General features: G+C 70.3%; 30 protein-coding genes. 14 read left to right on the top strand and 16 right to left on the bottom strand.

The window, feature by feature from the left end; genetic code table 11:
• The first annotated feature begins 59 nt into the window (after nt 1-59).
• On the top strand, nt 60-2,216 hold the full coding sequence (locus Voc01_RS31810; protein WP_203931300.1) for an NPCBM/NEW2 domain-containing protein: 2,157 nt from the start codon (nt 60-62) through the stop codon (nt 2,214-2,216).
• Between the two features lie 69 nt (nt 2,217-2,285).
• A complete protein-coding gene (locus Voc01_RS54195) occupies nt 2,286-2,732 on the top strand; it encodes a PASTA domain-containing protein (protein ID WP_275423772.1) in 447 nt (148 codons plus the stop codon).
• Between the two features lie 304 nt (nt 2,733-3,036).
• On the opposite strand, the gene Voc01_RS31800 is transcribed toward Voc01_RS54195, so the two are convergent.
• From Voc01_RS31800 to Voc01_RS31790, 3 genes are read right to left on the bottom strand one after another with little or no spacing between them, the layout of a single operon-like run.
• The gene (locus Voc01_RS31800; protein WP_203931298.1) at nt 3,037-4,353 is read right to left on the bottom strand and encodes an FtsX-like permease family protein; all 1,317 of its coding nucleotides are present in this window, start codon (nt 4,351-4,353) and stop codon (nt 3,037-3,039) included.
• Nucleotides 4,350-5,027 carry an ABC transporter ATP-binding protein gene (locus Voc01_RS31795; protein WP_203931297.1) on the bottom strand — a complete coding sequence of 226 codons (678 nt, stop codon included), beginning with the start codon at nt 5,025-5,027 and terminating at the stop codon, nt 4,350-4,352. The genes Voc01_RS31800 and Voc01_RS31795 overlap by 4 nt, the downstream gene beginning before the upstream one ends.
• On the bottom strand, nt 5,024-5,548 hold the full coding sequence (locus tag Voc01_RS31790) for a PadR family transcriptional regulator (protein WP_203931296.1): 525 nt from the start codon (nt 5,546-5,548) through the stop codon (nt 5,024-5,026). The genes Voc01_RS31795 and Voc01_RS31790 overlap by 4 nt, the downstream gene beginning before the upstream one ends.
• An 86-nt stretch (nt 5,549-5,634) precedes the next feature.
• Here Voc01_RS31790 and Voc01_RS31785 point away from each other — a divergent pair, with 86 nt between their 5' ends.
• The gene (locus Voc01_RS31785) at nt 5,635-7,932 is read left to right on the top strand and encodes a xanthine dehydrogenase family protein molybdopterin-binding subunit (RefSeq protein ID WP_203931295.1); all 2,298 of its coding nucleotides are present in this window, start codon (nt 5,635-5,637) and stop codon (nt 7,930-7,932) included.
• Nucleotides 7,933-7,965: 33 nt separating this feature from the next.
• A complete protein-coding gene (locus tag Voc01_RS31780; RefSeq protein ID WP_307781597.1) occupies nt 7,966-8,133 on the top strand; it encodes an SDR family oxidoreductase in 168 nt (55 codons plus the stop codon).
• Between the two features lie 38 nt (nt 8,134-8,171).
• Here Voc01_RS31780 and Voc01_RS31775 read toward each other — a convergent pair whose 3' ends face one another.
• The 6 genes from Voc01_RS31775 to Voc01_RS54745 form a co-directional block, all read right to left on the bottom strand.
• The gene (locus Voc01_RS31775; protein WP_203931294.1) at nt 8,172-8,543 is read right to left on the bottom strand and encodes a hypothetical protein; all 372 of its coding nucleotides are present in this window, start codon (nt 8,541-8,543) and stop codon (nt 8,172-8,174) included.
• 70 nt (nt 8,544-8,613) lie between these two features.
• Nucleotides 8,614-8,739: a hypothetical protein gene (locus Voc01_RS54190; RefSeq protein ID WP_275423771.1), complete on the bottom strand. Its 126-nt coding sequence runs from the start codon at nt 8,737-8,739 to the stop codon at nt 8,614-8,616.
• 149 nt (nt 8,740-8,888) lie between these two features.
• On the bottom strand, nt 8,889-9,728 hold the full coding sequence (locus Voc01_RS31770) for a DUF4253 domain-containing protein (protein ID WP_203931293.1): 840 nt from the start codon (nt 9,726-9,728) through the stop codon (nt 8,889-8,891).
• 35 nt (nt 9,729-9,763) lie between these two features.
• Nucleotides 9,764-10,633 carry a hypothetical protein gene (locus Voc01_RS31765; protein WP_203931292.1) on the bottom strand — a complete coding sequence of 290 codons (870 nt, stop codon included), beginning with the start codon at nt 10,631-10,633 and terminating at the stop codon, nt 9,764-9,766.
• A 520-nt stretch (nt 10,634-11,153) separates the two neighbouring features.
• Nucleotides 11,154-11,702, bottom strand: a complete 549-nt coding sequence (locus Voc01_RS31760) for a DUF4240 domain-containing protein (protein WP_203931291.1) — start codon at nt 11,700-11,702, stop codon at nt 11,154-11,156.
• A gap of 432 nt (nt 11,703-12,134) precedes the next feature.
• The gene (locus Voc01_RS54745; protein ID WP_203931290.1) at nt 12,135-12,254 is read right to left on the bottom strand and encodes a TetR/AcrR family transcriptional regulator; all 120 of its coding nucleotides are present in this window, start codon (nt 12,252-12,254) and stop codon (nt 12,135-12,137) included.
• Between Voc01_RS54745 and Voc01_RS31750 the strand changes: the two genes are divergently transcribed.
• From Voc01_RS31750 to Voc01_RS31740, 3 genes are all read left to right on the top strand, one after another.
• Nucleotides 12,231-13,253 (top strand): SMP-30/gluconolactonase/LRE family protein, encoded by a 1,023-nt coding sequence (locus tag Voc01_RS31750; protein ID WP_239160612.1) that lies wholly within the window; start codon nt 12,231-12,233, stop codon nt 13,251-13,253. The genes Voc01_RS54745 and Voc01_RS31750 overlap by 24 nt on opposite strands.
• A gap of 186 nt (nt 13,254-13,439) precedes the next feature.
• Nucleotides 13,440-14,039 (top strand): hypothetical protein, encoded by a 600-nt coding sequence (locus Voc01_RS31745; protein ID WP_203931289.1) that lies wholly within the window; start codon nt 13,440-13,442, stop codon nt 14,037-14,039.
• A 130-nt stretch (nt 14,040-14,169) separates the two neighbouring features.
• On the top strand, nt 14,170-14,598 hold the full coding sequence (locus Voc01_RS31740) for a GNAT family N-acetyltransferase (protein WP_203931288.1): 429 nt from the start codon (nt 14,170-14,172) through the stop codon (nt 14,596-14,598).
• 92 nt (nt 14,599-14,690) lie between these two features.
• Here Voc01_RS31740 and Voc01_RS31735 read toward each other — a convergent pair whose 3' ends face one another.
• Nucleotides 14,691-15,710: an aldo/keto reductase gene (locus Voc01_RS31735; protein WP_203931287.1), complete on the bottom strand. Its 1,020-nt coding sequence runs from the start codon at nt 15,708-15,710 to the stop codon at nt 14,691-14,693.
• 114 nt (nt 15,711-15,824) lie between these two features.
• On the opposite strand from Voc01_RS31735, the gene Voc01_RS31730 reads away from it, so the two are divergent.
• The gene (locus tag Voc01_RS31730) at nt 15,825-16,733 is read left to right on the top strand and encodes a helix-turn-helix domain-containing protein (protein ID WP_239160611.1); all 909 of its coding nucleotides are present in this window, start codon (nt 15,825-15,827) and stop codon (nt 16,731-16,733) included.
• Nucleotides 16,734-16,870: 137 nt separating this feature from the next.
• Here the strand turns inward: Voc01_RS31730 and Voc01_RS31725 are convergent, their stop codons facing one another.
• Nucleotides 16,871-17,152, bottom strand: a complete 282-nt coding sequence (locus tag Voc01_RS31725) for a hypothetical protein (RefSeq protein ID WP_203931286.1) — start codon at nt 17,150-17,152, stop codon at nt 16,871-16,873.
• Nucleotides 17,153-17,213: 61 nt separating this feature from the next.
• On the opposite strand from Voc01_RS31725, the gene Voc01_RS31720 reads away from it, so the two are divergent.
• Complete coding sequence (locus Voc01_RS31720; protein WP_203931285.1) at nt 17,214-17,717, top strand: hypothetical protein; 504 nt, start codon at nt 17,214-17,216, stop codon at nt 17,715-17,717.
• Nucleotides 17,718-17,776: 59 nt separating this feature from the next.
• Entirely contained in the window at nt 17,777-18,103 is a 327-nt protein-coding gene (locus Voc01_RS31715; RefSeq protein WP_203931284.1) for a hypothetical protein, read from the top strand.
• 260 nt (nt 18,104-18,363) lie between these two features.
• On the opposite strand, the gene Voc01_RS31710 is transcribed toward Voc01_RS31715, so the two are convergent.
• Nucleotides 18,364-18,969: a LysE family translocator gene (locus Voc01_RS31710; RefSeq protein WP_239160636.1), complete on the bottom strand. Its 606-nt coding sequence runs from the start codon at nt 18,967-18,969 to the stop codon at nt 18,364-18,366.
• Nucleotides 18,970-19,269: 300 nt separating this feature from the next.
• On the opposite strand from Voc01_RS31710, the gene Voc01_RS31705 reads away from it, so the two are divergent.
• Both Voc01_RS31705 and Voc01_RS31700 read left to right on the top strand, forming a co-directional pair.
• Nucleotides 19,270-19,575: a hypothetical protein gene (locus Voc01_RS31705; RefSeq protein ID WP_203931282.1), complete on the top strand. Its 306-nt coding sequence runs from the start codon at nt 19,270-19,272 to the stop codon at nt 19,573-19,575.
• Between the two features lie 193 nt (nt 19,576-19,768).
• Nucleotides 19,769-20,176, top strand: coding sequence for a hypothetical protein (locus Voc01_RS31700; protein ID WP_203931281.1), 408 nt, complete (start codon nt 19,769-19,771; stop codon nt 20,174-20,176).
• Between the two features lie 825 nt (nt 20,177-21,001).
• Here Voc01_RS31700 and Voc01_RS31695 read toward each other — a convergent pair.
• The 4 genes from Voc01_RS31695 to Voc01_RS54740 all read right to left on the bottom strand — a co-directional run bounded on the left by Voc01_RS31695 (nt 21,002) and on the right by Voc01_RS54740 (nt 22,825).
• On the bottom strand, nt 21,002-21,475 hold the full coding sequence (locus Voc01_RS31695) for an RICIN domain-containing protein (RefSeq protein ID WP_203931280.1): 474 nt from the start codon (nt 21,473-21,475) through the stop codon (nt 21,002-21,004).
• Nucleotides 21,476-21,645: 170 nt separating this feature from the next.
• Entirely contained in the window at nt 21,646-22,065 is a 420-nt protein-coding gene (locus Voc01_RS31690; RefSeq protein ID WP_203931279.1) for an RICIN domain-containing protein, read from the bottom strand.
• 88 nt (nt 22,066-22,153) lie between these two features.
• Entirely contained in the window at nt 22,154-22,468 is a 315-nt protein-coding gene (locus Voc01_RS31685; RefSeq protein ID WP_203931278.1) for a hypothetical protein, read from the bottom strand.
• Nucleotides 22,469-22,684: 216 nt separating this feature from the next.
• Nucleotides 22,685-22,825 (bottom strand): hypothetical protein, encoded by a 141-nt coding sequence (locus tag Voc01_RS54740; RefSeq protein ID WP_373873899.1) that lies wholly within the window; start codon nt 22,823-22,825, stop codon nt 22,685-22,687.
• A 242-nt stretch (nt 22,826-23,067) separates the two neighbouring features.
• On the opposite strand from Voc01_RS54740, the gene Voc01_RS31675 reads away from it, so the two are divergent.
• Together Voc01_RS31675 and Voc01_RS31670 are read left to right on the top strand one after the other, a co-directional pair.
• Nucleotides 23,068-23,718, top strand: a complete 651-nt coding sequence (locus Voc01_RS31675; RefSeq protein ID WP_239160610.1) for a carbon-nitrogen hydrolase family protein — start codon at nt 23,068-23,070, stop codon at nt 23,716-23,718.
• On the top strand, nt 23,715-24,536 hold the full coding sequence (locus Voc01_RS31670) for an alpha/beta hydrolase (RefSeq protein ID WP_203931275.1): 822 nt from the start codon (nt 23,715-23,717) through the stop codon (nt 24,534-24,536). The genes Voc01_RS31675 and Voc01_RS31670 overlap by 4 nt, the downstream gene beginning before the upstream one ends.
• The last annotated feature ends 92 nt before the right edge of the window (nt 24,537-24,628 follow it).

The following is a 24,628-nucleotide window of genomic DNA, read 5'->3' as shown; positions in this document are numbered from 1 at the left end:
CGCCGAAGGGAGACCCTTCGACGATCCGGGCCGTACCCCGGTGGCCCTAGCCTCACGCCGTGATCTTCAGGCAGCGGTGGGTGCTTGTCGCGGTCGGGGCTGCCCTTCTCACGTTCGTCGCCGCGGCGGTGTACGTCCTCACCGTCGGAGACGGCCGGACGGGGTGGGCCACCTCGGCCGGCCGGGCCGCCGACACGGTGGTGGCGGGCCGGGTCACCGACGACGGGCTGCGGCTGGAGCACCCGCGGGGCGCGCTGCTCGACATCCCCGCCGACGCGCTCCCGGTGGGCACCGAGGTGCGGCTCGCGCTGAACAGACCCGATGAGCTCGACCGGCTCGGCCCGCTGCAGCCGGACGGCACGGCGTGGGCGATCGACGCCTCCGTCCAGCCGAGCCGGCCCGTGTCCTTCACCATGCCGTACACCGCCGCCAAGCTGCCGCCGGACGCGCAGCCGTTGGCGGTCACCTTCGACGAGCTGGCTGGCCTGTGGCTGCCGGTCGAGACCACTGTGGACACCGCCGGCGGACGGCTCACGGCGACGTTGCCGACCTTCTCCGTCAAGACGTGGATCGCCGACCGCATCGCGGACGCCAGCGGGCCGGCGAGCTGGCTCGAATACCAGACCTGGAAGGTGTTCGGCAACCGCGCGGAGAAGCCCGGCTGCGGCACCGATGCCCCACCCGGGTGGGTCAGCCAGTTCATCACCGTCCCGGACGACAACGCCCAACTGTTCGCGTGCCTCGGCGCCACCACGAACGGCTTCTACCTCAACGTCGCCAACAACCGCGGCTTCCCCGTGGCGCTGGAGCTGGACGAGCCGTTCACCGCCGCGTCGCCCTCCCGGTGGGAGGACGGGCTGTCCGGCATCGCGGCGGAGCTGTTCGCCCGGACCGGCAACCGCCGGCTCCTGCTGATGCCGACCGGGTCCGCCCGCATCGAGTACGACCCGGTCGCGACGGAGAACGGCTCGATCGAGGGTCACGTGCGACGCGACTCGACCGCGCTGCTCATGTACCTGGCCGTCGAGCTCGCCCGGGAGGCCGGCGCCGACCTGAAGCTGGCCAACGGCAAACAGCTCGGACTGTGGACGCTGGAGTGCTTTGGACGGATGTTCTCCGCGACCGGGCAGGTCCTCACCGGCGACCCGGTGGCGGCCGCCAACCAGATGACCGGCTGCCTCGAGGACACCCTCACCCACGAGGTGCGGCTCTGGGGCTTCGATCCGGACGAGCAGTCCGGACAACGGTTGTGGAGCCACGACGCCGACCGGCTCCCACCCGACGCCCGCCGCGCCGTCAAGGCACTCCGGGTCCTGCGTGCCCTCGACATCGCCAAGTGGACGCAGACCGCCGCCGACCTGTTCATCGTCGACAACAACCCGGCGGCCGACCTGGTCGACGTCGCCGTGCACTGGCGCGGCGCCCCGAAGTGGGGAGCCGGCGCCGAGGGCGGCATCCACCTGTACCGGTTCCCGGCCGTCGTCGCCGGCGCCGCCGGCGAGAGCGGCCGGCACACCTCGACCGAGATCGCCGGCCACGCCTACCCGCAGTCGACGGGCGCGTGGGTCGGCTGCGGCCAGCCGGCCACCCTCGCGTACCGGATCGAGGGCGACTACCGCCGGCTCAAGGGAACCGTCGGCCTGGCGCCGCACACCCCCGCCGGGCTGACCGTGCGGGTCACCGTCACCGCGGACGGCCGGGAACTCGCCGTCCGCGACGTCACCCCGGCCCGTCCCGCACCGATCGACCTCGACGTCAGCACGGTGCGCGACCTACGGTTCGCGGTGGTCCGCGTGGGCGGTGAGTGCGGGACCTCGTCGACGGCCTACGGCGTCCTCGGTGACGCGTACCTCGTCGGGGACGCGTCGACGCCGATGCCCGAGCTGCCGGCCGGGTACGTCGGCACCTGGACCGGCCAGATGACCCAGCCGGGCAGCCCACAAAGCCCGTATTCGATGACGGTCGTCGTCCGCGCCGGCGCCACCAACGCGGAGATCGGCACGGTCTCGTACCCGGCCCTCGGATGCTCCGGCACCTGGACCCTGCGCCGCGCGCAACGCAGCCGCGTCGAGGTCGTCGAGCACATCACGGTCAACGGGCAGTGCGTGGTCGACGTGCCACTGGAGATCCGCCCGACCGCCGACGGCAGGCTCTACGTCGCGGGTGCCGGCGATACCGCGCCGACGGTCTGGGCAACGCTGACACGGACCGGCTGAGCCGGAAATGTCGACTCCTGGTCCGTCAGGGGTTGTGGAGAACGCTGATCGTGATCGGGAGGAAGTCGAATGGTGCGGCGTAGATCATGGGCGCTTACCGCCGCGCTCGCTGTGGTAGCGGTCGGGCCGGCGGGGTGTGGTCCAACGGCTGATGCCGGGACGGCGGCTGGTCAACCTGCGACAACCGTGACGGTGACTGCGACCCAGTCGGCAGAGTCGGCACAGTCGGCACAGTCGACTCCCGCGACCGGGCCGGCGCGGACAGCGCAGACCGGCGCGTCCACCACCGCCATCGTCACCGTGCCGAATGGTGTCGGGATGAACTACCAGGCCGCGCAGGACGCCTGGCGGGCAGCCGGCCTGCACGTATCGCCAGCCGTCGACGCGACGGGCGCGAACCGGTTGCCGATCGTCGACTCCAACTGGGTGGTGCTCTCCCAGGATCCGCCGGCCGGAAGCCGGGTCGCAGCCGGATCGTTCATCGTCGCTACGGTCAAGAAGTACAGCGACAACTGACCTGGTCCTGCATCGCCGCCACGAGACACGTTGCCGCCCGGCAAGTGCCGCCAACACGGCACACCGATCGTCCACCGCGCACTCCATGTAGGCCCGGCCGCGACGTCAGCTGGCCATCACGCGAGAGCTCCGCTCGCGCACGCTGCCCGAACGCGAGCTCTCGGCCCGCCTCCTGTGCCAGTCCTCCCTGAGTGCCCCGGTGGTCGAACACCGCGTGGTGAGGGACTACCGGTTCCGACCGGAGGCGGATGGCGGGTCCACCGAGGTCGTCGGCGGGCAGGCGCGCGCAGAGCCGGGAAGCGGATCAGGGTGTGCGCAGGTTGTCGACCGCGGTGGCGCGGCGCACCCACGGCCGGGTGGCGCGCACGGCGAGCTCGGCGGCGAGCCACAGCACGCCGAGGGTGACCGCGACCGTCACCACCAGGAACGCGAGCGACAGCGGCGAGGTGAAGGTCGGGATGCTCATCGTGGCCGCGCCGATCAGCGCGCCGGCCGCCGCCACCGGCATGGTCGCGAGCGCGATCTCGGCGAACTGGGCCCGTTCCAGCTCGCCGGGCGAGGTGCCGAGCGCGGCCAGCGCGGCGATCGAGCGTTTGCGGTCGAGCAGCGACTCGACCGAGTGCACGACGAGGGTACCGACGACCATCAGGAGCGCGATCAGCAGCAGTAGCGCGACCAGCAGGTACGACACCCGGTAGAACGGGTCGCCGTCGGTGCGCGTCACGATGTCGTCCAGCAGAGCGCCGGCGCCGCCGCCGATCAGCGCGATGCCGCCGACGGCGGCCGCCGCCCGACCGACCGTGTGCGGTTCGGCGACGATGCGACCGGCGGCGAGCGTCATCGACGGCGAGGCGGTGCGCCCGAGGACGAACCGGCCGGCCCGGTACGCGAACCACGGCGCCAGGCTCAGGATGCCGAGGACCGCGAACGCCACCGCCGCCAGGACGACCACCTGGACGGTCCCGCGGGTCCGGCTCGCGCCGTTCACCGCGAGCACACCGCTGACCAGACCGGCGAGCAGGAGCAGCGTGCCCCACGGCCGTGGCGGCGGCGGGGTCTGCCGCCGGGCCACGCCGAGTGGCGTGATGACCATGCGACGGGACGCGAGCAGGCCCACCCCGAGGCCCAGCGCGGTGACGCCGAGCACGACCAGGCCCAGCTGCCACCAGGCCGGTGTGACCGTGGTGGGCACGAGCCGCACGGGCGCGGTGCTGCCGCCGAACGCGAGGCGCAGCAGCCGGTAGACGCCGATTCCGGCGACGCTGCCGACGAAGGCGGGGACGGCCACCTCCACCGCTCCGATCGCACGGACGTCCCCCGGCGTCGCACCGGCGAGGCGCAGCGCGGCGAGCCGCCGGTCCCGCGCGGCGGTACCGAGCCGCACGGCCTGGTACAGCAGCAGAAGCGCCGGCACGCCCAGCATGGCGGTGCCGAATGCGGTCCCCCCACGCAGACCCGGCTCGTAGACGAGCGCGAACAGCGACTCCTCGGGTTCGGCCGGCAGGAGCGCCATCGCGACGACCACCAGCAGGAGCCCGCTGACGATCGCGGTACACGTGGCGAGGAGCGCCATGCGGGCCCAGCCGCCGGCGCGGATCAGGGCCAGGCTGACGCCGGTCATCGCGCCACCGCGGCCGGTTCGACGATGCCGTCACGCAGGACGATCTCGCGGTCGGCCTGTGCGGCGACGCGGTTGTCGTGGGTCACCAGGACGACCGTCGCGTAGCTGGCGCGGGCGGCCGTCAGCAACGCGGTGAGCACCTGCTCGCCGGAGACGGTGTCGAGCGCGCCGGTCGGTTCGTCCGCGAAGATCGCGCGGGGACCGGTGACGAGCGCCCGCGCGATCGCCACCCGCTGCGCCTCGCCGCCGGACAGCTCGCCGGGACGGGCGGCCGCGACGCCGTCGGCGCCGAGGCGTTCGAGCCAGCCCATGGCCGACCGCATCGCCGCCGCCCGTTCGTGCCGCTCGAACAGCAGCGGCAGTGCGACGTTCTGCACGGCGGTCAGCTCCGGCACCAGTTGGCCGAACTGGAGCACCACGCCGAACTCGCGCCGGCGCAGCCGGGTGCGGTCGCGTTCGGACAGCTCGTCGAGCCGCCGGCCGCCGTACTCGACGCGACCGCCGTCGGGCTGCAGCACCCCGGCGAGGCACAGCAGGAGCGTGGACTTGCCACTGCCGGACGGACCGGTGACGGCGAGGACCTCGCCGTCGTCGACGGACATGGTGGCACCGCGAAGGGCGTCGGTGCGGCCGAACGACTTGCGTACGGCGTCCGCGGCCAACAGCACACTCATGACGGATCCGTTCCTTTGCCGGACACCCGTTGCGCCGCGGTCTCCAGCCACCGGAGGTCGGCGTCGAGGTGGAAGATGGTGTGGTCGATCTCGATGCGCGCGTCGACGTCGGTCGCGTCGCGCTGCTGCTTCAGCAGGTCGCGCATCCGGGCCAGGTGCACGGCGCGCTGCGAGCGCAGGAACCCGGTCGCGTCGACGCCCAGCCGCAACGCGGTGATCGCCTTGCGTACCAGCTCGTCGGCCGAGTACGGCCCCGGTGTCTCGGTGCTGGCGAGCCAGTCGTGCAGTGCCGCCCTGCCCTCGCCGGTGAGTGCGTAGGTGGTGCGTTCCGGTCCGCCGTCCTGCCCTGTCTCGGCCACCTCGACCAGCCCTTCACGTTCCATCTTGGCCAACGCCGTGTAGATCTGCCCGTACGCCAGCGGTCTGGCGCTGGGGAACCGGGCGTCGTGCGCTCGCTTGAGGTCGTAGCCGTGGGCGGCACCCTCCGAGAGCACCCCCAGTAGAACGTGCGCGACACTCACGGGGAGTGACTATATACATTATGAATAGTGCCGTCCAGGGTTCTGTCGGGTTCCGTGAGCGCGGCCGCCGCGGACATACTCGGACGATGACCCGGTCATCGAATCATGGCTATGTCGGACGCCCGGTCCCGCGCCGGGAGGACGCGCGACTGCTGGCCGGGCGCGGGAGGTTCGTCGGCGGTCTGCGGCTTCCCGGCATGGTGTACGCGTACGTCGTCCGCAGCCCGGTGGCACATGCCCGGGTGACCGGGTACGACCTGTCGGCCGCCCGCGCCGCCGACGGCGTGGTCGACGCCATCGGCATCCAGGACGCGGCGGGTCTGCGGCTGCCGTGCGTGTCGCCCGGGCCCGGGCAGCGCGCGCTGTCCTACCCGCTGCTCGACGACGTCGTCCGCTACGTGGGCCAGCCGCTCGCCGTCGTCGTGGCGGGTACCGCGGCCGCGGCCCGCGACGCGGCCGACCTCGTCACCGTCACCTTCGACGATCTGCCGCCGCTGATCGGCGTCGAACGCGCGCTCGATCCGGACGCGCCGCTGCTGTACCCCGACTGGGGTACCAACGTGGTCACCGACTTCGAGGTCGGTGACCCGCGCGACGCCGCTGTCCGGGACGCGGCGCACGTGGTCGACCTGACGTTCCGGTTCGGGCGGGCCACGCCGTACCCGCTGGAGCCCCGCGCGGTCGCCGCGTCGTACACCGACGGGACCCTCACCATCCGGGCGTCCACCCAGGCGCCGCATCACGTGCGCGACCACGCCGCCGACGCGTTCGGCCTGCGCTACGACCGGGTCCGGGTCATCAGCCACGAGACCGGTGGCGGGTTCGGTGCCAAGGAGCACCTGTACCCGGACGAGGCGCTGGTGTGCCTGGCGGCGATCCGGACCGGTCGGCCCGTCGCCTGGTCGGAGGAGCCCGGCGACCGCCTGGTCGCCACGCTGCCCTCGCGCGCCGCCGTGCACCGCGCGACGCTGTCCATGGACGCCGACGGCCGCTTCCTCGCGCTGTACGCCGACATCGTCGCCGACCTCGGCGCGCACCCGTCCAACTGCGGAATCGCACCCACCGCCGTCACGGCGACGATGCTGCCGGGCCCGTACCGTTTCGAGCGGGTCGGCGCCCGGGTGCGCGGCGCGGTCACCACCAGCACACCCACCGGCTCCTACCGCGGGTTCGGCCAGCCGGAGGCGGCCTGGACCCGCGAACGGCTCATCGACGAGGCGGCCCGCCGCGCCGGCATCGACCCGGTCGACCTGCGGCTGCGCAACATGATCGGCCCCGACGAGCTGCCGTACAGCACCCCCATGTGGCAGGACTACGACTCCGGCGACTACCCGCGGACGCTGCGCACCCTCCGGGACCTCGTCGTCGCACCGCACCGCGACGACGGACGCCGCCGCGGGGTGGGGTTCGCCTGCCAGGTCGAGGCGACCGGCATGGGCCCGTCCATGGGGATGAAGGCGATCGGGATCCAGGCCGGTGGCTTCGAGACCGCGATCGTCCAGATGGAGCCCGACGCCTCGGTGGTCGTCTCCGCCGGCGTGGTCGGCATCGGGCAGGGCATCGAGACCGCCCTGGCGCAGATCGCCGCCGACGGGGTCGGTGTCGCGCTCGACGACGTCCAGGTGGTGCTCGGCGACACCACGACCACGCCGTACTCGTCGATCGGGTCGATCGCCAGCCGGGCGCTCGCGGTGAGCGGAGGTGCCCTCACCCGCGCCGCGGCGCGGTTGCGTACCCGGATCCTGGCGATCGCCGGGCACCAGCTCGAGGTCGACCCGGCCGACCTGGAGATCGTCGACGCCACCGTGCGGGTCAAGGGCACCCCGCAGGTCGCCCGGACGCTGCGTCAGATCGCCACGTCCGCGTGGCGCGGATGGGACCTGCCCGAGGGCAGCGAACCCGGTCTCCTCGAACGGGTCTCCTACGACCCGGTGGCCTACACCTACGCCTGCGGCGCGCACGCGGCGGCCGTGGCCGTCGACCCCGACACCGGCGCGGTGGAGATCGAGGGCTACTGGCTCGTCAACGACTCCGGTGTCCTGGTCAACCCGGCCATCGTCGACGGCCAGCTCCGCGGCGCGGTGGCGCAGGGCATCGGGATGGCGCTGTACGAGGAGATCACGTACACACCCGACGGCCAACCGGTCGCGCTCTACGAGGTCCCGACAGCGTGTGAGATCCCCGAGATCAGCGTGACGACCCTGGAGACGCCCTCGCCCCGCACACCCGGTGGTATGAAAGGGGTCGGCGAGGGCGGCACGATCGGCTCGACCGCGGCGGTCGGCAACGCCGTCGCCGCGGCACTGCCGGAGATCGCCGACCGCATCACCGACACCCCGATGACACCGCACGTCCTGTGGCGACTGATGACCGATGCCCGCTGACGGCGCCCCTGTCCTGATAGGAGTCCGATCACGTTGCCCCGGCGAACGGAAAGGGTCGGCGAGCCCGAGGACATCGCGGCGGCGGTCGCGTTCCTCGGCTTCGACGACGCCGCATGGATCACCGGCCACACCCTGCCCGTGGAGGGCGGCGTGCTGACCGGCCCCCACCCAATCGACCTGAGCCCGCCCGACACGCCGTGAGCACCTCCGTCGCGGCCCGGTCGCACACGCCGGAGCCGTCAGGAGCGGGTCCGGCGGGCGAGCCAACCCCGGCCCGTGCCGCGACCGTCGCCCTCATGAGATCCCGCGGCGCGGGCATCGGTGAGTTGCTCACGCAGTTCGTCGATGAGGTGACGACGCTCCTCAGCCCGCGCCTTCGCCTCCCGCGCGGCGGCCTTCGCCTCGGCCACCTCGTCACGGGCATCGGCCAGTTCCGTTCGCCGGTGCTCGTCCGCGGCTTCCAGAGCGGCGATCTGGGCCTGGAGTACCTCGACCTGACCCTCCAGATGAGCCACCCGAAGCTCCGCCCGCCGCAGACGCGCCGTCGGCGAACGGTCGTCATCGACCGCCCCATCGGGACGGTCCACCTCCGAACCACTGGACATCGACATCCCGCAATCATCACCCTCACGGCCGCGCGGGACAACGACCCATCGCGAGGAGGGCGCCGCAAGTGGTCGATTACGGGCCGCGGATGCCGGCGAACGCGGCCGGGGGGTCGGCGAGCACGACGGCCACGACCGTCGCGATGACGGCGATGGTGACGAACAGGGCGATCCTGATCAGGTGGTGCGCGGATGACGACATCTTGAGCCTCCTCGTGCGATGTTGCCGCGACAGTAGGCGTTGCGCGGGTCAGGTCGGCGACCGACCTGGCCGTGGCACGAAGTCGGGAGTCGCGGTCACGCCACGAACGCGCGCCGCGGGACGATGACGACCGCACGATCGCGCGCGAGTCACGGTCGTCGATGAATGAACCACGCTTCGCTCGCGGGTAGGGCCACGGCGAGCTCCCATTGGTGCATCTCGAGATTGCTGGCCAGGGACAGGATCTGACCGGCGAGCGTCCATGCCTGCTCCCCGGGTGGCGGTGGCCGGTTCACGACGAGCTGCAGCATGGTGTCCCAGGACGCCACGAGTTCGGCACCCCATTGGGAGTGCCACTGCCACAACGCCGCCGCGAGATCCTCGGCGCCGACCTCGAACAGGCTCACGAACCCCGCCGCCAGCCAGGGCGCGTCGGTGGGTATCAACTGCAGCTGGACGCTGTCGGGCGTGAACCAGTAGTCCGTCTGCACGGCGTAGCGGGTCCTGTCGAGCAGGTGGGCTGCCAGTTCGGGGTTCGACGTCACATAGCGGTAGAGCCGGTGCTCGACCTCCAGCCGGGGCTCGAGTACCGCCGGTCGTGGCACCCGGGAGGTCAGGTCGACCCCGTGTCCGCTGGTCATGATGAAGTCGACCAGTCCGTCCCTGATCGGCTCGTGCATCCACGTCCGGCGACGCTCCCACGGGTCGGTGGATCGGGCGGCGTCGTCCAGCCGCAGCAACTCCGACTCCAGCGGTGGAACCGGGCCACCGCCCGGGGAGATGTCCATCGGCCCCCAGTCGTCGGTGACCAGAACCGGCCACCGCCCGGTCGTCGGGACCAGCTCACGCGCCGCCCGCCACGCCTGCAACAGCCCGTCCGGCCGGATACCCGAGATCATGACGGCCCCCCGTCGGTCCCGACTGACAGGAAGCCCGGCCAGCGGCGTCCCGTCGAGCAGGGTCGCGATGTCGCCCGGCGAGTTCATCATGATCCGATCATTCCCGAACCTCAGCTCGCCCGTGCCTACTCGTGATCGTAGGTAGCTGCGATGGCGCCGAGCTCGGTGCGTTCTGCTTCGGTGGTCAGCACGGCGAGGTGGCCGAGCTGGATCCGCAGTGCGCCAATGGTGTCGCCGGTCCTGCCGTGGTCGAGGTCGGCGCGCAGGCTCGCGAGCAGCCAGGTCGGTAGCCGGTCGGCGAGGCTGTCGAGCAGCCCGTGGAGCCGTCGGACCAGGGCGGCGTCTGTCTCGATGCGCCGCTGCGCGGCGACGGTGGTCCGGGCACGGTCGGGCAGGTCCGGTGCGGGTCCGAGCCCGGCACGGTGCCGAGCCGTGGCCACGATGGCTTCGACGTCGGCGCGGGCCATGGCGACCGGATCGGTGGCGGCGAGGATGTCATCGAGGGGACGTTCACCGCGGATCCGTAGCTTGTTTCCGCCGCGGCGGGCCACGACCCGTGCGGGGCCGTGCACGGTCACCTCGTATGAGATCTCCAGGACATCGTCTGGCGCTGCCGACCACCACGCCGTCCAATCCGGTCCCTCCAGCTCCTCGAGGAGAACGTGGAGGGCGGCCGAGTACGTCTGCGGTGGAGCATCGCCGGCGTACCCTCCACCGACGACCCTGACCGTCGGGGTCGACTCAGGGGAGTTGGCGCCCTCGGCATGCACCGTCACCGCAGGCAGTTCCTCGACGCTGGTCGAGTTCCACCCGTCCCCTGGCTCGATCTGCACCGTGTCGCCGTCGCGCCAGCGCAGGCTACGCGCCACCCACCGGAACGTCCTTTCCGACCCGGGAACCACGAATGGCGCAGAGGTGCCGACCACCGTGCCGTCGGCGACCCGTCGGATCTCCACCACGCCGTGGCCGAGCCCGTCGTCGGTGATGGTGAACACCGGCCGGGCGGTGTGCCTGCGCCCCGGCGCGGTCCTGGCCGGTCCGGTCCACTGAAACCGCAGGCATCACGTCGAGCACCAGCGCGGCGCGTGCCGTGGGCGACAATGCCGCGACCCCGTCGGGCAACGTCACCCCGGCCCTCTCGAAGTCCTCCACCGGCTCGGTGAACACGGTCACCACCACCTCGGAACGGCCGGTTTCATGCGGGAAGCAGTGCAGCCGAAGCTGCGAGGTACGCGCCCTGACCCTGGCCGGCCGGATGCCCTCGCTGTAGCGCTCGCCGATAGCCCGGGCACTGCGCACAAAGGCGTCCTCGTCCAGACCTTCGGTCCACGGTGCATCTACGAAGCCCGTTTGCGGCCAGAACTCGACCATACGCAGAATCGGCACAAAACCAGTCAACCCCACCACCGGTCGACGAGTGCGGGTTCACGCGGGTTCCACCCCAACCACGCGAGCACCACAGCTCGTCGCCGGGCCGATGAACGACACGGAGAGCGGCATTACACGATGCGGAGGTCACTCGGTGTCGTCGCCGGCAGAGCGGTCAATCTGCCGGTGGAAGGCCGCGGTCAGGCGGGGCAGGAGGCGGCGCATCCGTTCCTGGTCCTGGAAGTCGAAATGCTCTCCCGCCGGTCCGGCCGGCAAGTGCTCACCCTTGTCCGGCAGGGCCGCCCAGAACGCCTCCTCGTCCTCGGCGGCCGCCTGAGCCACGCAGAGCATCTCCTCGCCGTCGAGGTCACCGCCGTCCACGTCGACGACATCGGCGAGCGAGTCCGGATCGGCGAGAGTCGCCTCCCATCGCGCGCGACCCTGCGCCATCAGCCAGCCGAGGAAGTAGTCGAAGCCGTCCTCGGACGCGCCGCCGTTGACGACATACGCGGCAGCCCACAGATCCCACCGGTAGGCATCGCGCTGCAACAACTCCTCCTGCACCTCATGAAAGGCCACCAGCTCGGCCAGCGGCCAGCCCCGCAACGTCTCGACCAGCGCCGCAGCCATGCCGTCGACGTCCTGCGCCCGCGCACGTGCGGACTCGACAACCTCCCAGAACTGATCCCGGTTCACGCCGGCATTCTCCCCCGCGAGCCGGGAGTGGCAGCTCGCAGATGTTCGCACCTGATCAAGCGGCAATTCCGGATGCTGGCCGGTCCGTCCAGGCACTGCGGTGCCAGCATCGTCGGATGAACGATCAACAGGCGCGTGTCCTTGCCCGTGACGGGAACATTGCGGTCACCTGGCTCGCTGACCGCGCCCATCCAGGGCTACATGTTCGTCCGCCTGCCGTACTCCCGCGACGACGGAGGCTGACATCCGCGCCCCGACGTGACCTCCCAACGCGGCAGATCAGTGTTCCCGGGAAGCGCGCGTCCGCGGTCCGCCGGCATCATGGGCTGCTCGCCTTGGTGAACGCCCGCGTGCTTGATCGTCGAGACGAGCCCGATGAGCAGTTCCGCTGGTTTGATCGACAATCGCCGCAGCGCGGCGCGAGCGGCCTGCTCACGACCTCGGTGTCGGCTTGTCGGCGAAGTGCCGGTAGATCGTCCGCTTTGTCACCTCGGCGAGTGCCGCGACCTGGTCCGTGGTTGTGCTGGCGTGGCCCTCACGCGGGAAAACCACCTGTCGCCGCTGACAGCAGCAACGGTCAGTACTGAAACGGCTAATATCGCGAGTACTGAGTGGTTTCCTTGTGAGGAGGGATTGGTGTCGGCACCGCGAAGGGTCACCCGTGTGCTCCTCGACGGGCTCGGTATCGGGGAATGCCCGCGCTGGCACGACGACAGGTTGTGGTTCTGCAACTGGGGCACCAACCAGATCGTCGCGGTCGATGTCGAGGGCAACAGCGAGGTGGTGATGGACGACGCCACGGTGTCCCCACACTCCATCGACTGGCTGCCCGACGGCAGGCTGCTGATCGTTCCGGGCACGGCCACCTGCGGGGCGCGGCTGCTGGTGCAGGACGCGGACGGATCCCTCACCCCGTACGGACACCTCGACGGGCTGCCGAGCGGGTTCAACGAGATCACCGTCGACGGTCGCGGCAACGTCTACGTCAACGGCGCCGACTTCGACTTCCTCGCGTTCCTCGACCGGGCGATGAAAGACATGGCCGCCGGTGACCAGACTCCGCTGCACGAGCGCCCGGACTTCGTGCCTGGCTACATCGCATTGATCACGCCGGACGGCACAGCGCGGCAGGTGGCCGGCGACATCGCCTTCCCCAACGGGATGGTGGTCACCCCGGACAACCGCACCCTCATCATCTCGGAGTCCTTCACCGGCACTCTCACCGCGTTCGACATCGCCGAGGACGGGCAGCTGTCGAACCGGCGGGTGTTCGCCGACGGTCTCGGACCGGACGGAATCTGCATCGACGCCGAGGGCGCAGTCTGGACCTCCCAAGGGCAACGGGACTGCGTACGGGTGGCCGAAGGAGGCAAGATCCTCGACCGCGTCGAACTGGAACGCGACCCGTTCGCCTGCATGCTCGGCGGCCCGGACGGACAGACGCTGTTCATCATGGCCGCGGTCTGGAACCCGGAGAATCCCTTCGGAGGCCCAAGAACAGGCCAGGTACTCGTTACCGAGGCACCCGCCCGCCACGTCGGCTGGCCCTGATCAACCTGGTCCCGGACGCCCATCTCGATACCGGGCCGCCCGCCGGACATCTACTCCACGACCAGCATGAGGCCATCGCGGCGCTCGGGGCACGGTGCGGTGACCGGCCGTCCCACCGTCCCGGCGACGGATACCGTGGCGGTCGACAGCTACGGTGGGCCCGTGAATCCGGGGGGATCGACACACATGGACCGGTTCGAGGTCACCACCGACCGGGTCGGAATGCGCCGCTGGATCCGGCGGATGAGCTGGATCCACGGCACCGCCGGTGTGGTGCAGGCGGCGGCACTCGGTGCGCTCGGCGGCGTACTGGCGTTCTCGCTGGGGTCGGGTGACATCGACAACGCGATCCTGTACGCGACGCTGGCCGGCGCGGGGATGTCCGCGATGGCGTTCCTGCTCGGGCTGACGACGCTGTCGGTCGGAGGCCTGGCGCAGATGCGCCGCCGCTACGAGCAGACCCGGGTCCTGCTTCTCGACCGGGATGGGCTCTGGATGCCTGCGCCGCGCACCCCGGCCGGCGAGATCCGGATGCCATGGGAGGCCGTCGGTGACGTCGTCCGGCCGTTCCTGCGCCACGAGATCGTCACGATCAAGGTGCGCCCGCATGTCACCGCGGACATGCCCGGCGCGGTCGGGCTCGACGGGACCGTGCTGGCCAGCGGGCTGACGCTCGGTACCCGCTTTACCGACACCGACGGGAGCACGGTGGCGGCTGCGGTGACCAGCCTGCGCGACCGGTTCACCACCGGTACCACGCACCCATCGACGGCAGACCGTTCGTGAGGTCCGTCACCTGCTCGCGCCGCTGCTCGAACGCGGAGGGCTACGAACTCCACCGGGAGCGGTGAATGGCATCGCGGTACCTTGCCACCGGAAAGGGCAGATGAGCGTGGAACACAGGATACGGCTGGCGGTGGCCGACGACCGGGCGGCCGTGGTTGAGCTTGTCGAGCAGGCCTATCAGCCGTGGGTGGCGGTGATCGGTGCACGGCCCGCACCCATGGACGCCGACTACGCCGGGCTCATCGCCGCCGGACAGGTCCACGTCACGGGCGCCGATGTCCTCGACGGCCTGATCGTGCTGGTTCCCGAGCCTGACGTCCTGCTCGTCGAGAACGTCGCGGTGCGGCCACCACTGCACGGACGGGGACTCGGCCGGCGGCTGTTGGCCTTCGCAGAGGACGAGGCGCGCCGGCTCGGGCTGGCCGCCGTGCGCCTCTATACGAACGGGAAGATGAGCCGCAACATCGAGCTGTACGAGAAGCTCGGTTACGAGATCACCGACAGACAACCCGCCGGAGAACGCGGCCACGTCGTCCTGATGCGTAAGCACCTGCCGTAACACCTGAGTCAGGACTGACGCTCGAAGCGACGAGCCAGCAGCACAAGCGGACCCGAGCGGGAACCTCGGCCGTCCCGAACCGGCGGGGGCACTCAGGTGGCCGAACGGAGCCCGGCCGGACGACGCCGGAGTGCGGTTTCCACCAGTGCCGGGGGCTTGTATTCCTGGTCGAGCGCGGTGACATCGCTGCCCGGCGGGACGATCTCGTCGACCCGGTCGATCACGTCGTCTGACAGCTCGACGTCGGCACCGGCCAGTAGGTCGTCGAGGTGTCCCATAGTGCGCGGGCCGAGGAGTGCGGCGGTGACGCCCGGGTGGGCGACGGCGAACGCCATGGCGAGGTGGGTCATGGGCAGGCCGGCCTCCCCCGCGAGCGGGATGAGCTGCTCGACGACGTCGATGCGGCGCTCGTCGGTGAGGTGGCGGGAGAACCGGACGCGCTTCAGGTCGTTGTGACCGCCCTTGCGCACCCGGCCGGTCAGCAGGCCTTGGCCGAACGGGCCCCACACCATGACGCCCATGCCGTACTCCTGCGCGATCGGCAGGACTTCCCGTTCGATGCCGCGGTTCAGGATGGAGTACGGCGGCTGCTCGGTGCGGAACCGCTGCAGTCCGGCACGTTCGGCGACCCACTGGGCCTGGACCATCATCGAGGCGGGCGTCGTCGAGGAACCGATCATGCGCACCTTGCCGGCTCTGACCAGATCGGTCAGGACGGCAAGGGTCTCTTCCAGGTCGGTGCCCGGATCGGGCCGCTGAAGCTGATAAATATCGATGTAGTCGGTGCCGAGTCGGCGCAGGGAGTTCTCGACGGAGGTGGTGATCCAGCGGCGGGAGGCACCCTGCTGGTTGGGACCCTCGCCCATGGGCATGCCGACCTTGGTGGCCAGGACCACGTCGTCGCGGCGGCCCTTCAGTGCCCTACCTACGATGTCCTCGGAGTCGGCGTAGCGGTCGGCGGTGTCGACGAGGTTGATCCCGGCGTCGATCGCCTTGTGGATGATCCGCACCGATTCGTCCGGGTCGTTGCCCATCTGGCTGGCGAACATCAACGTGCCGAGTGCGTAAGGGCTGACCTTGATCCCGGTCCGCCCGAGGTTGCGGTACTTCATGAACGTGCTCCTTCGGCCCCGACCGGCGGTGGGTCACCGCGGGTCACCGCCCCTCGGCGGATACGTCCACCGTCCGGGGAACCCGCGGGCGTCAGCCAGTACCCGCCGCAGCCTGTGGACCCGGAGTACCACGATCAGACACGGCCGATTGTCCATACTGAGGAGATGACCGGCACCACGGATCTTGGGAGGGCCCTGCACGCCTGGCGCGATCGAACGAGACCGGCCGAGGCCGGCCTGCCGGACAGCGGACACCGACGGGCGCCGGGCCTACGACGCGAGGAGCTCGCCCTGCTTGCCGGCCTGTCCGTCGACTACATCGTGCGGCTCGAACAGGGCCGGTCGACACATCCGTCCCCGCAGGTGCTGTCCGCGCTGGCTCGGGCATTGCGGCTGTCGGCGGCGGAGCGCGAACACCTCTTCGTGCTCGCCGGTCATGCGGCGCCGGGCCCCGGACAGGTCCCCGGCCACGTGCCGGCAGGCGTCCAACGCCTGCTGGATCGGCTGACCGGCACACCGCTGAGCGTCTACGACGCAGCATGGAACCTGATCACGTGGAACCCGTTGTGGGCCGCGCTGTTCGGAAACCCGCCCGCATCACGCGGCTTTGCGAGGAATGCGGTGTGGTGGGCGTTCGTGGAACCGCCCACCGGATACCCCCAGGCCGTGAGCCGGGAGACCCGTCACCGGGCGGCTTTCGTGTCCGACCTCCGGGCGGCGTCGGCCCGCTATCCGAAGGACACCGGACTGGCCGCGCTGATCGCCGAACTCCACACCCGAAGCGGTGACTTCGCAGCGCTCTGGGACTCCGTCATGATGGCCGTGCACGTGCCCCAGACCAAGACCGTCCGGCACGCGAGCGTCGGCGAGCTGACCCTCGACTGCGACATCCTCGCGGCGCTCGGCACCGATTTGCGGATCATGGCCTTCACCGTCGCGGAGGGCAGCGAGACCGCCGAGCGCCTGCGGCTGCTGGAGGTCGTCGGCGTCCAGACGCTGACGGGCCCCGAAACGGACACCTGACCGAGGTGCCGTCCTGGAGCCGCCCGGCGCCCACCGCTGAAGATGGTGCCGCACACCGCCTAGGCGCGCACGAGCCCCATCGGACCGCGCGCTCGGCGGCATGACAGCCCACATCGGTGTGACCGAGCCGCCTGCGATCACCTCCTCTTCGGAGCACCGCGTTCCCACCAGTCATGTGGTCGTCGCTCGCGGATGATCGCGGCCGTCAACTCGACCTGGCCGAGATTGCAGAACTTCCACAGCTCCTTCGCCGCTCGGGAGTACTGGAACAGAACGTGATCGACGTCGAACGCGTCGAGCTCACCTTCACGGTAACGATCGAGGGCCTCCGCAACGCGGGCCAGTAGCCCTCCCAACTCGGCCTGGTGGTACTCCGCGACCACTGAACGCGTCGCTCGACGCTCCGACTTGTCCGACACGGAACGAGACTACGCAGGCCGTCATGGCACCGCCGCCGTGAGGCGTTGCGGGGCCGGAGATGTGGCGCCGTGGTCGCATGCCTGCGCCCCGGTCCAGCTCCGGGCCGCGGGTTACCGTCGTGGCGAATGCCGGCAACCGGAGGGGGCATCGATCGTGACCATCGCGTCCGGGAGGCTGCCCGCGTATCACGAGACGTTCGCCGACCTTGCCGACGTGGTCCTCGAGGAGTCCTGGGTCCTGCACGTCGACGCCTCACTTCGACGGCTGTCGGTGACGCTGGACCTGGTCCTCACACCGGAACACCGCGAATACAGCCCGCCCCGCGCCGACGAAACCCATTGCCACCGGCGAGGAACCCTGATCGTCGACAGTGACACGGCCATTCTCGCCCGCCGGTCCACCTGCCCACCGGCCATCGACGTCACCGGCGAAGCCGACTACGGCCACATCGACACGTTCACCCGGGCCACCGACATCGCCGACGACGTCTGGCAACTGAGCGGAGAATGGGGCGAGGCGCTCATCCGTCAACCGCGTGTCCACGTCCGTCTGGAGGTTCGCTGACGTGGGCGGAGGCTGGTTCGCGCGGTCGCAGGCCGTCCACGGTGTGTGATGCTGGGGCGATGCCGAACACGACGCCGCCCCGGGCGAATCTCAGAATCCACAATCAGGGCGCCGAGGTGGTGGAGGTCGTGCTCGAGCCGTGGGCCCGGAGCTACTGGCTGCAGCCGAGCGAGGCGTTTGTCGTCACCACGATCGGTAGAGAGCCTGGTTCATGGCCCGGCACCACCTACCCGGATGAGCCGTTCGAGGTCATTCACGGACCCGCATCGATCATTGTCCACTGCAACGGGATCGACGCCTACGTCACCGACGGCACCGGCACCGAGATCGAGGCCTGCCTTCCACAACCGGAGCGGACCAACACCGCCGGCACCCCCTCGCCGTGAAGCCCATGGTGTGCGACCTCGCCGAACAGGCGGTAGATCCGCGTAGCGCACGGAGCGCGACAGATCCGAGTGCCAAGATCGCGATGCGGACCAGGTTCTTGTGTACTTCTCCGGGCGGCCGGAGCAGGAGGAGCTGTACCCACGGCTGGACGCTTGTGCTGACCCAACGCAGGCACCGAACAGTGAGCCCGTTCGGCGGCTACGGCCACAGGAGGGGGGCGGACCGGTGACGGCTCGCGGTGCGGCCGCGTCCGGGATGGTCAGCCGCTGACGGCGGTCCGTACGCCGAACCCGACCAGGACCACGCCGGACACCCGGTTGATGGCGGTTCTGAACGTCCGCGAACTGATGGCACGTCGCGCCGTGGCCACCACGAACGTCCATGCCGTCAGCCAGGTCACGGCCACCGTCACGTGGGCCGCCGCGAGCACGGCGATCTGCCCGGCCACGCCGGCACGGGGATCCAGGAACTGCGGTACCAACGTCAGGTACACCGCGGCCGCCTTGGGGTTGAGCACGTTGCCCAGGAAACCCTGGAGATAGCCGCCGTGCCCGACCCACGGTGGTCGCGGCGGCGTCTTTGTCGCCTCGGGAACTTTCCGCCCTGACCGGAAGGAGGTGACCCCGAGCCAGATCAGATACGCCGCCCCCGCGAGCTTGACCACCAGAAAGGCCTCGGCCGACCGCATCACAACGGCGGAGAGCCCGACCGCGGCGAGCGTGGCGTGCACACAGAGTCCCGACGCGGTGCCGGCCGCGACCAGCATCCCGTCTCGGCGCCGGCCAGCCGCTACCCGCTGGGTGACCAACGTGAAGCTCGCCCCGGGTGTCAAACAGATGGGCGTCACCGCGAATAAGAAACCCATTACCAGCTGCCACCGCACGACGCGATGTTAGCCGCAGACACCCGAACGTGAGCTCGTCCGCGGTAGCGGCACGGCCCATGACACGGACGGGTCCAGTAACGGCCGGGCTCGGAACCCGGCTTCAGGTCCCGCGCCGGCACCATCTCGGAGCAGGCTCACCCGACGCGCGGCAAATCCGTGAACGTGGCCCCGGTGATGAACACCGTCATCCTCCACTTCGGAACCGGGTCGACGAGCGGCGGTCGCGGCCGCATCCGAGGCTTCCGGGGCCGACCTCGGGCCTATCGGTAGGTTGTGCCGGTGACTGGGCTGGAACCGGACATCGCCAAGATGTGGCGGTCCCACCGTGATCGCTGGTTTCCGCCGCTACTGCGCGGGGCCGAGGTCGGCGACATCGACGTGGTTCAGCTCGACGCCGACACCGCCGGCTGCGTCAGTACCTGGCTCGCCGACGGGGGCCACCTCGACCCTGAGAGGACGCGGATTCTCACCGCCTGCGTGAAAGACCTCGACACAGCACTGGCGGTCTTCACCGATGGCGAGGAGCGGTACTACCTCCAGCAGCTCCGCATCCTGGCCACCGCGGTACTCGCACGAACCGCATAGCAGCGCCGGTCGCGGCGCGGCAGATCAACACGACCGCGCTCCTCGCGGCCAGATCAGCAAGGCCGCGCTGTCCGCGGCAAATCCGGACACGAAGGCAGCATGCCCGGCGTCAGCTCGTGGCAGTCGAGCGGTCCGCCGATGGACTCGCCACGATATGACCGAAGTCAATGCGCCTCGGAGTATCGTCCTTCGCATGCGGATCCGTTTTGCGCGGTGGGTGGCCATGTCGATGCTCACCAGTGGTGCCGCAATCGTCGTTGTCGGGCTGGTCGCCTTCGGCGATGTCAGCGAGGCACTTCCAATTTTCCTGATCTTCGGGCTGGGACTCGCGGGCTTCGGCGCCCTCTACCTCGGCCCGATCCCGTACGTCATCGTCACCGAGACCGCTGTCCGCGTGCCGATCGTCATGGGTGGCGCCGGCCACCTCGACGTCGGTCCGCGCGACCGGCTGCTGATCCGCGACAACCGCATCACCGTCAGCCGGCCCGGTAGCCAGCGCGACACGGCGCCGGCCTACCGTGTGCTGGCCCACCGCGGCGACTGGGACGCGCTGGTGCGCGAACTGGCCGCCCACAACCGCCGCCGGGCCACCGAACGGTGACACCGGCTCAGCCGACCGTGTTGGTGGCCGGGTCGAGGGCGATGGAGGCGCTGCCCTGGCGGTCACGGCGAGCCAGGTCAGGCCGCTCGGGGTGCGCACGGCGACGGTCGCGCCATCATGGCTGTAATACCGCGTGGTGGTGACCGCGCCGTTGGCGAGGCGGAACCGTCTCCCTCCTGAACGCCGATGGCCCTGCCGGGTGTCGGCCTGCTCATGATGATCGCGGCGGGGCTCGCCCCGGTGGACGTTGCTGTGGTCCCTCAGGTCGGCAGACGTGGCCGGGGCGCACCGGTCACAGCCGGTGCGCCCCGTCGGGAGGAGTCGGTGTCAGCTCGCGGGCGCCACGTCCGCCCCCGTACTCGCCTTGCATGTTCCCGGACGGCGAAAAGTTCGCCACGATGTACGTTTCCCACCACTGCGTGCCCTGACCGGCGACCCGTGCCGCGCACGCAGTTCGTTGGCCCTGTTCAGAACCTCTTGCAGGACCTCGTTGTCGGTTCGGTCCGAGAACCCGGAACGCATGATGACACACCCCTCCTGACGACGAACGACGCTTCGGAGGACGCGCGGCGAGAATCCGCGACCCCGGCTCTGGAAACGCCGCTCCGGCAACCGAAATGCTGGTCCGGCGGCGCAGATCGGGCCCCCGCCAGCACGTCAAAAAGCAAGCACCCAGTGTCACAGATCGAACACACGCGGGGGAACGTGTCGAAAATGGCGCGAGCGGCACGACCCGTCAAGAGACGACAGCCGCCGGGCCGGACGTCATGACGGCACAGCGGCCCGGGTCACCGGACGGTGACCCGGGCCGCTCGACCGCCGTGGTTACGGAATCACGAACCGCCAGGCCTGGTAACCGCTGTTCTGAGCGGTCTCGTTCATCCGCACGCCCCGGGTGACACTGCCGTCCAGAGAGTAGCCGGAGTACTTGGCGTTCTTCAGGTGTTGCGCCTCCATGGTCCACCGCTGGTAGTCGTTTCCGTTGCACGGCAGCAACCGCGCGCCGGAGGTGATGCTGCCGTCCAGGCAGTACCCGGAGTAGGCGGCACTCCGGATCTCGAACGTCTGGCCGCTGCCCGGGGCCTGGGTCCACCGCTGGTACCGGCTCTCGAGGTCGCAACTCTTCATGCGAACGCCCTGAGAGACGCTGCCGTCCAAGCACACCCCGGCGGCGGCGACGTTCCTCATCCACGCGGACCCCGCCGGCGCCGCGGCGCTGGCCGGTTCGACGACCGTCAACGGTGCCAGCACCAGCGCGATGATGGCGGTCACGGCCCGGGCGAGAACTCTTCTACGCACATCTTTCCTTTCAGTGGTCGGGCCCCGATCATGGCGGAACGGGCACCACCGACTCCTGAATACAAACGAACCCAAACGCCGGCGGCCTCGCGGAGCCGGTGGATGGGTTGTCGTCACCGACGGCACAGCGGCCGGTCACCGGACGGTAACCGGATCACTGTGCAAGCGGGTCAGGGCTTGTAGAACTGCCAGGCCTGGTAGACGCTGTCTGAAGCGGTCGCGTTCATCCGCACGCCCTGGCTGACGCTCCCGTCCAGAGAGCGGGCGGTTCCGTATCTCACATTCGACAGGCGGATCCGCTGTTCGATTGTCCACAACTGGTAGCCGTTGCCGTTGCACGGCAACATCCGCGCACCGGAGGTGATGCTGCCGTCCAGGCAGACCCTGGAGTTGCCGGCGTTCCTGAGTTCGAACCTCTCGGCGGTGATCCGGATCTGGTACCACCGCTGGTAAGGGCTCACTCGGTCGCACGCTTTGATGCGAACGCCCTGAGAGACACTGCCGTCCAGGCACAACAGGGTGCCGGAACTGTTCATCAGCCAGGCGTTCTCCGCGGGCGGGTCGGCGCTGGCCGGTCCGACGATCGTCAAAGGGGCCAGCGCCAACGCGATGACGGCCGTCGCGGCCCGGGCGAGAACTCTTCTACGCACATCTTTCCTTTCAGTGGTCGGGCCCCGATCATGCCGGAACGGGCACCACCGACTCCTGAACACAAACGAACCCAAACGCCGGCGCCCTGTGGGCGAGGCGTTCGCGTTCCTGGTCGCCGCCGCTGGCCCGGGCGAGGTCGCGGCCGAGAACCAGAGCGGCCGACGGGTCGCCGTCGGCGCACCGGCGACGGGCCTCTGCGGTGTAGCGGAGCACCGCGTCGGAGTCGTGCCAGAGCTGGTGCCAGATGTCGGCGTCACGGTCGTAGCAGTCGTGCCGGGCGTCGACGTCGACGATGAGCACGGCGGATGTGGAGCATCGGTGCGTCTCCAGCGTGTCGCGCACCGCCTCGAGCGGCGTCTCGACCGGGTACCGCAGGTCGCCGCCATCGTTGTTGCAATTGTGGGCGACGTCAGTGCAGGGGGTCAGGTGCCCGTCCCAGTCGGTGTGCCCGACGACGTACGCGAGCCGCTCGTCCGCGCACCACGCCGCGTGCGCCGCGTCGAGCTCCTGACGCAGCCGCGGCGTCCTCCGCGAAGGACTGTCGGCGGCCGAGACGCTCTATGCCCAGTTCGGGCGGCGCACCACCGCGCTGGGCCTGGCCCCGTTCCTTGTCGACACCGACGACGGTCGCCGCCAGTGGCGACGGCTGCTGCTGACCATCGAACGCAAGCTCGTCCTCGCCGACACCCACCGCGGAATGCTCGCCGACGAGCTGTCCGACTACCTCCACGTCCGCTCGACCGGGCACTTCGCCTCCCTAACCCCGACGACCGTCTGCCGCCCCTGTGACGCCGGGACCCCTACGACGAAGCCAACTCGGTAGCGGCGCGTGGAACCGCTGCTCGCGCGTGCACCAATCGTCCACAAGGCCGAGCCAATCGCGGCATTTCAGGACGCCAGGTCGCGCTCCGGTTCCTTTGCCGCGCGGTTACGGTGGCGTAGTGCGGATTGGCGCCTGTCAGACGCCCGAGGTTGTCGGCGATATCGACGGGGCGTTGCGCATCGTTCGTGAGTTCGCCGCTCAGGCGGACTCCGAGAAGGTCGACCTGCTGCTGTTCCCCGAATGCTTCCTGCAGGGCTACCTGATCACCGAGCGGCACATCCGTACCTGGGCCTTCGATGTCATCTCGGCGGAGTTCGCCGGGGTGCTGGCGGCGCTGGCCGGAATCCGGCAGACGCTGGTGCTCGGCATGATCGAGCGGTCAGGCGGCACCTACTTCAACACCGCGCTGGTCATCGCACGGCAACAGGTGATCGGCCGCTACCGCAAGACGTTCCTGACCGCCGGAGAGTCGATCTTCGCCGCTGGAGAAAGCTACCCGGTCTTCGACCTCGGCCAGGTCCGGTTCGGGATCAACATCTGCTACGACACCCAATTCCCCCAGGCCGCAGCCGCGGTCGCCGCCCGCCACGACGGGGCCGGGGCCGTCGACACCATGGGCGACCGCGTCCGGGCGGACTTCCACCGCAGGATCGGCCCGGAGGACGTGCTCGCTACCCCGCACGGCCTGACGGTCTGCGATGCAACCGTCTTCGATGTTCGTCAGTCTTGTTCACCGAGACGTCACGAGCATTGCGAGAGGACGCCATGATCAAGCCCCCTGCCCGCCGAGGAGTGTTGGGCACGCTGGCACTGGTTGCTGTGCTCCTGGCGGCCGGCTGCGGTGACGGCCGCACCGAGGCCGGGCAGGGTGATGCCGCCGAACCGACCTCGACGCCCCCGACTCCGGCCGGATCGTCGTCCGCCCCGGCCCCACGGTGCCGCACCACCCCGCCCGAAGTCGAACAGGTCACCTTCCCCGGCTCCGGTGGCGCCCGGCTCGCCGGCTACGTGGTCGGTACCGGAACGGCCGCCGTGGTACTGGTGCCGCAGCGTCGGATGGACTCGTGCAGCTTCGGTGGCTACGCCACGGTACTCACCGGCCGCGGGTACCGGGTTCTCGCGTTCGACTTCGCCGGCGAGGGCGCTTCGACCTCCGCACCTGGCGCGACCCATTCCGGCGATGTGGCCGCCGCGGTCGCGTACCTGCGGCAGGCCGGCGCCGGCCGGATCGCACTCATCGGCACGTCGCGGGGCGGCACGGCTGCCCTGGTCGCCGCCTCGGTGGTCACACCGCCGGTGGCCGGGGTGATCAGCGTCTCCGGTCCCCGGGTCTTCGGAGGCGAAGACGCCGAGGCCGCGGTGAGGACGCTCACCCCACCGGCCCTCTACATCGCGGCGCAAAACGACGGAACCGCAGTCACCGACGGCCGGACGCTGCACGACGCCACGCCCGCGGACCGCCGTACGCTCCTCGTCGTGCCGGGCAGGGCCCACGGCATCTCGTTGCTCGGCGGAACCGACCAGGCCGCTACCGAGGCCGGCAAGGCCATCGACACGTTCCTGACCGGATACGCGCCGCCGGGTTAGGGTCGTGGACCCGGCCCGTGTTCCGCCAGGCCAAGCGCGTCGGGCCGGCAAGCCATACCCATCGGCCGATGGCGCACATCGAAGCGGTCGTC

This window comes from Virgisporangium ochraceum (assembly GCF_016863655.1).
GTDB classification, from domain to species: Bacteria; Actinomycetota; Actinomycetes; order Mycobacteriales; family Micromonosporaceae; genus Virgisporangium; species Virgisporangium ochraceum.
The sequence above is the reverse complement of the archived record's forward strand: the minus strand, read 5'-3'. Positions and strand labels throughout refer to the sequence as shown.

Excerpts from the sequence above, each read along its gene's own strand:
- Voc01_RS31715 (WP_203931284.1), top strand. The coding sequence starts at position 17,777 with ATGCCGAACACGACGCCGCCCCGGGCGAATCTCAGAATCCACAATCAG.
- Voc01_RS31785 (WP_203931295.1), top strand. The coding sequence starts at position 5,635 with ATGACCCGGTCATCGAATCATGGCTATGTCGGACGCCCGGTCCCGCGC.
- Voc01_RS31775 (WP_203931294.1), bottom strand. The coding sequence starts at position 8,543 with ATGTCGATGTCCAGTGGTTCGGAGGTGGACCGTCCCGATGGGGCGGTC.
- Voc01_RS54195 (WP_275423772.1), top strand. The coding sequence starts at position 2,286 with ATGGTGCGGCGTAGATCATGGGCGCTTACCGCCGCGCTCGCTGTGGTA.
- Voc01_RS31735 (WP_203931287.1), bottom strand. The coding sequence starts at position 15,710 with ATGAAGTACCGCAACCTCGGGCGGACCGGGATCAAGGTCAGCCCTTAC.
- Voc01_RS54190 (WP_275423771.1), bottom strand. The coding sequence starts at position 8,739 with ATGTCGTCATCCGCGCACCACCTGATCAGGATCGCCCTGTTCGTCACC.
- Voc01_RS31795 (WP_203931297.1), bottom strand. The coding sequence starts at position 5,027 with ATGAGTGTGCTGTTGGCCGCGGACGCCGTACGCAAGTCGTTCGGCCGC.
- Voc01_RS31745 (WP_203931289.1), top strand. The coding sequence starts at position 13,440 with ATGGACCGGTTCGAGGTCACCACCGACCGGGTCGGAATGCGCCGCTGG.
- Voc01_RS31710 (WP_239160636.1), bottom strand. The coding sequence starts at position 18,969 with ATGGGTTTCTTATTCGCGGTGACGCCCATCTGTTTGACACCCGGGGCG.
- Voc01_RS31670 (WP_203931275.1), top strand. The coding sequence starts at position 23,715 with ATGATCAAGCCCCCTGCCCGCCGAGGAGTGTTGGGCACGCTGGCACTG.
- Voc01_RS31770 (WP_203931293.1), bottom strand. The coding sequence starts at position 9,728 with ATGATGAACTCGCCGGGCGACATCGCGACCCTGCTCGACGGGACGCCG.
- Voc01_RS31800 (WP_203931298.1), bottom strand. The coding sequence starts at position 4,353 with ATGACCGGCGTCAGCCTGGCCCTGATCCGCGCCGGCGGCTGGGCCCGC.
- Voc01_RS31700 (WP_203931281.1), top strand. The coding sequence starts at position 19,769 with ATGCGGATCCGTTTTGCGCGGTGGGTGGCCATGTCGATGCTCACCAGT.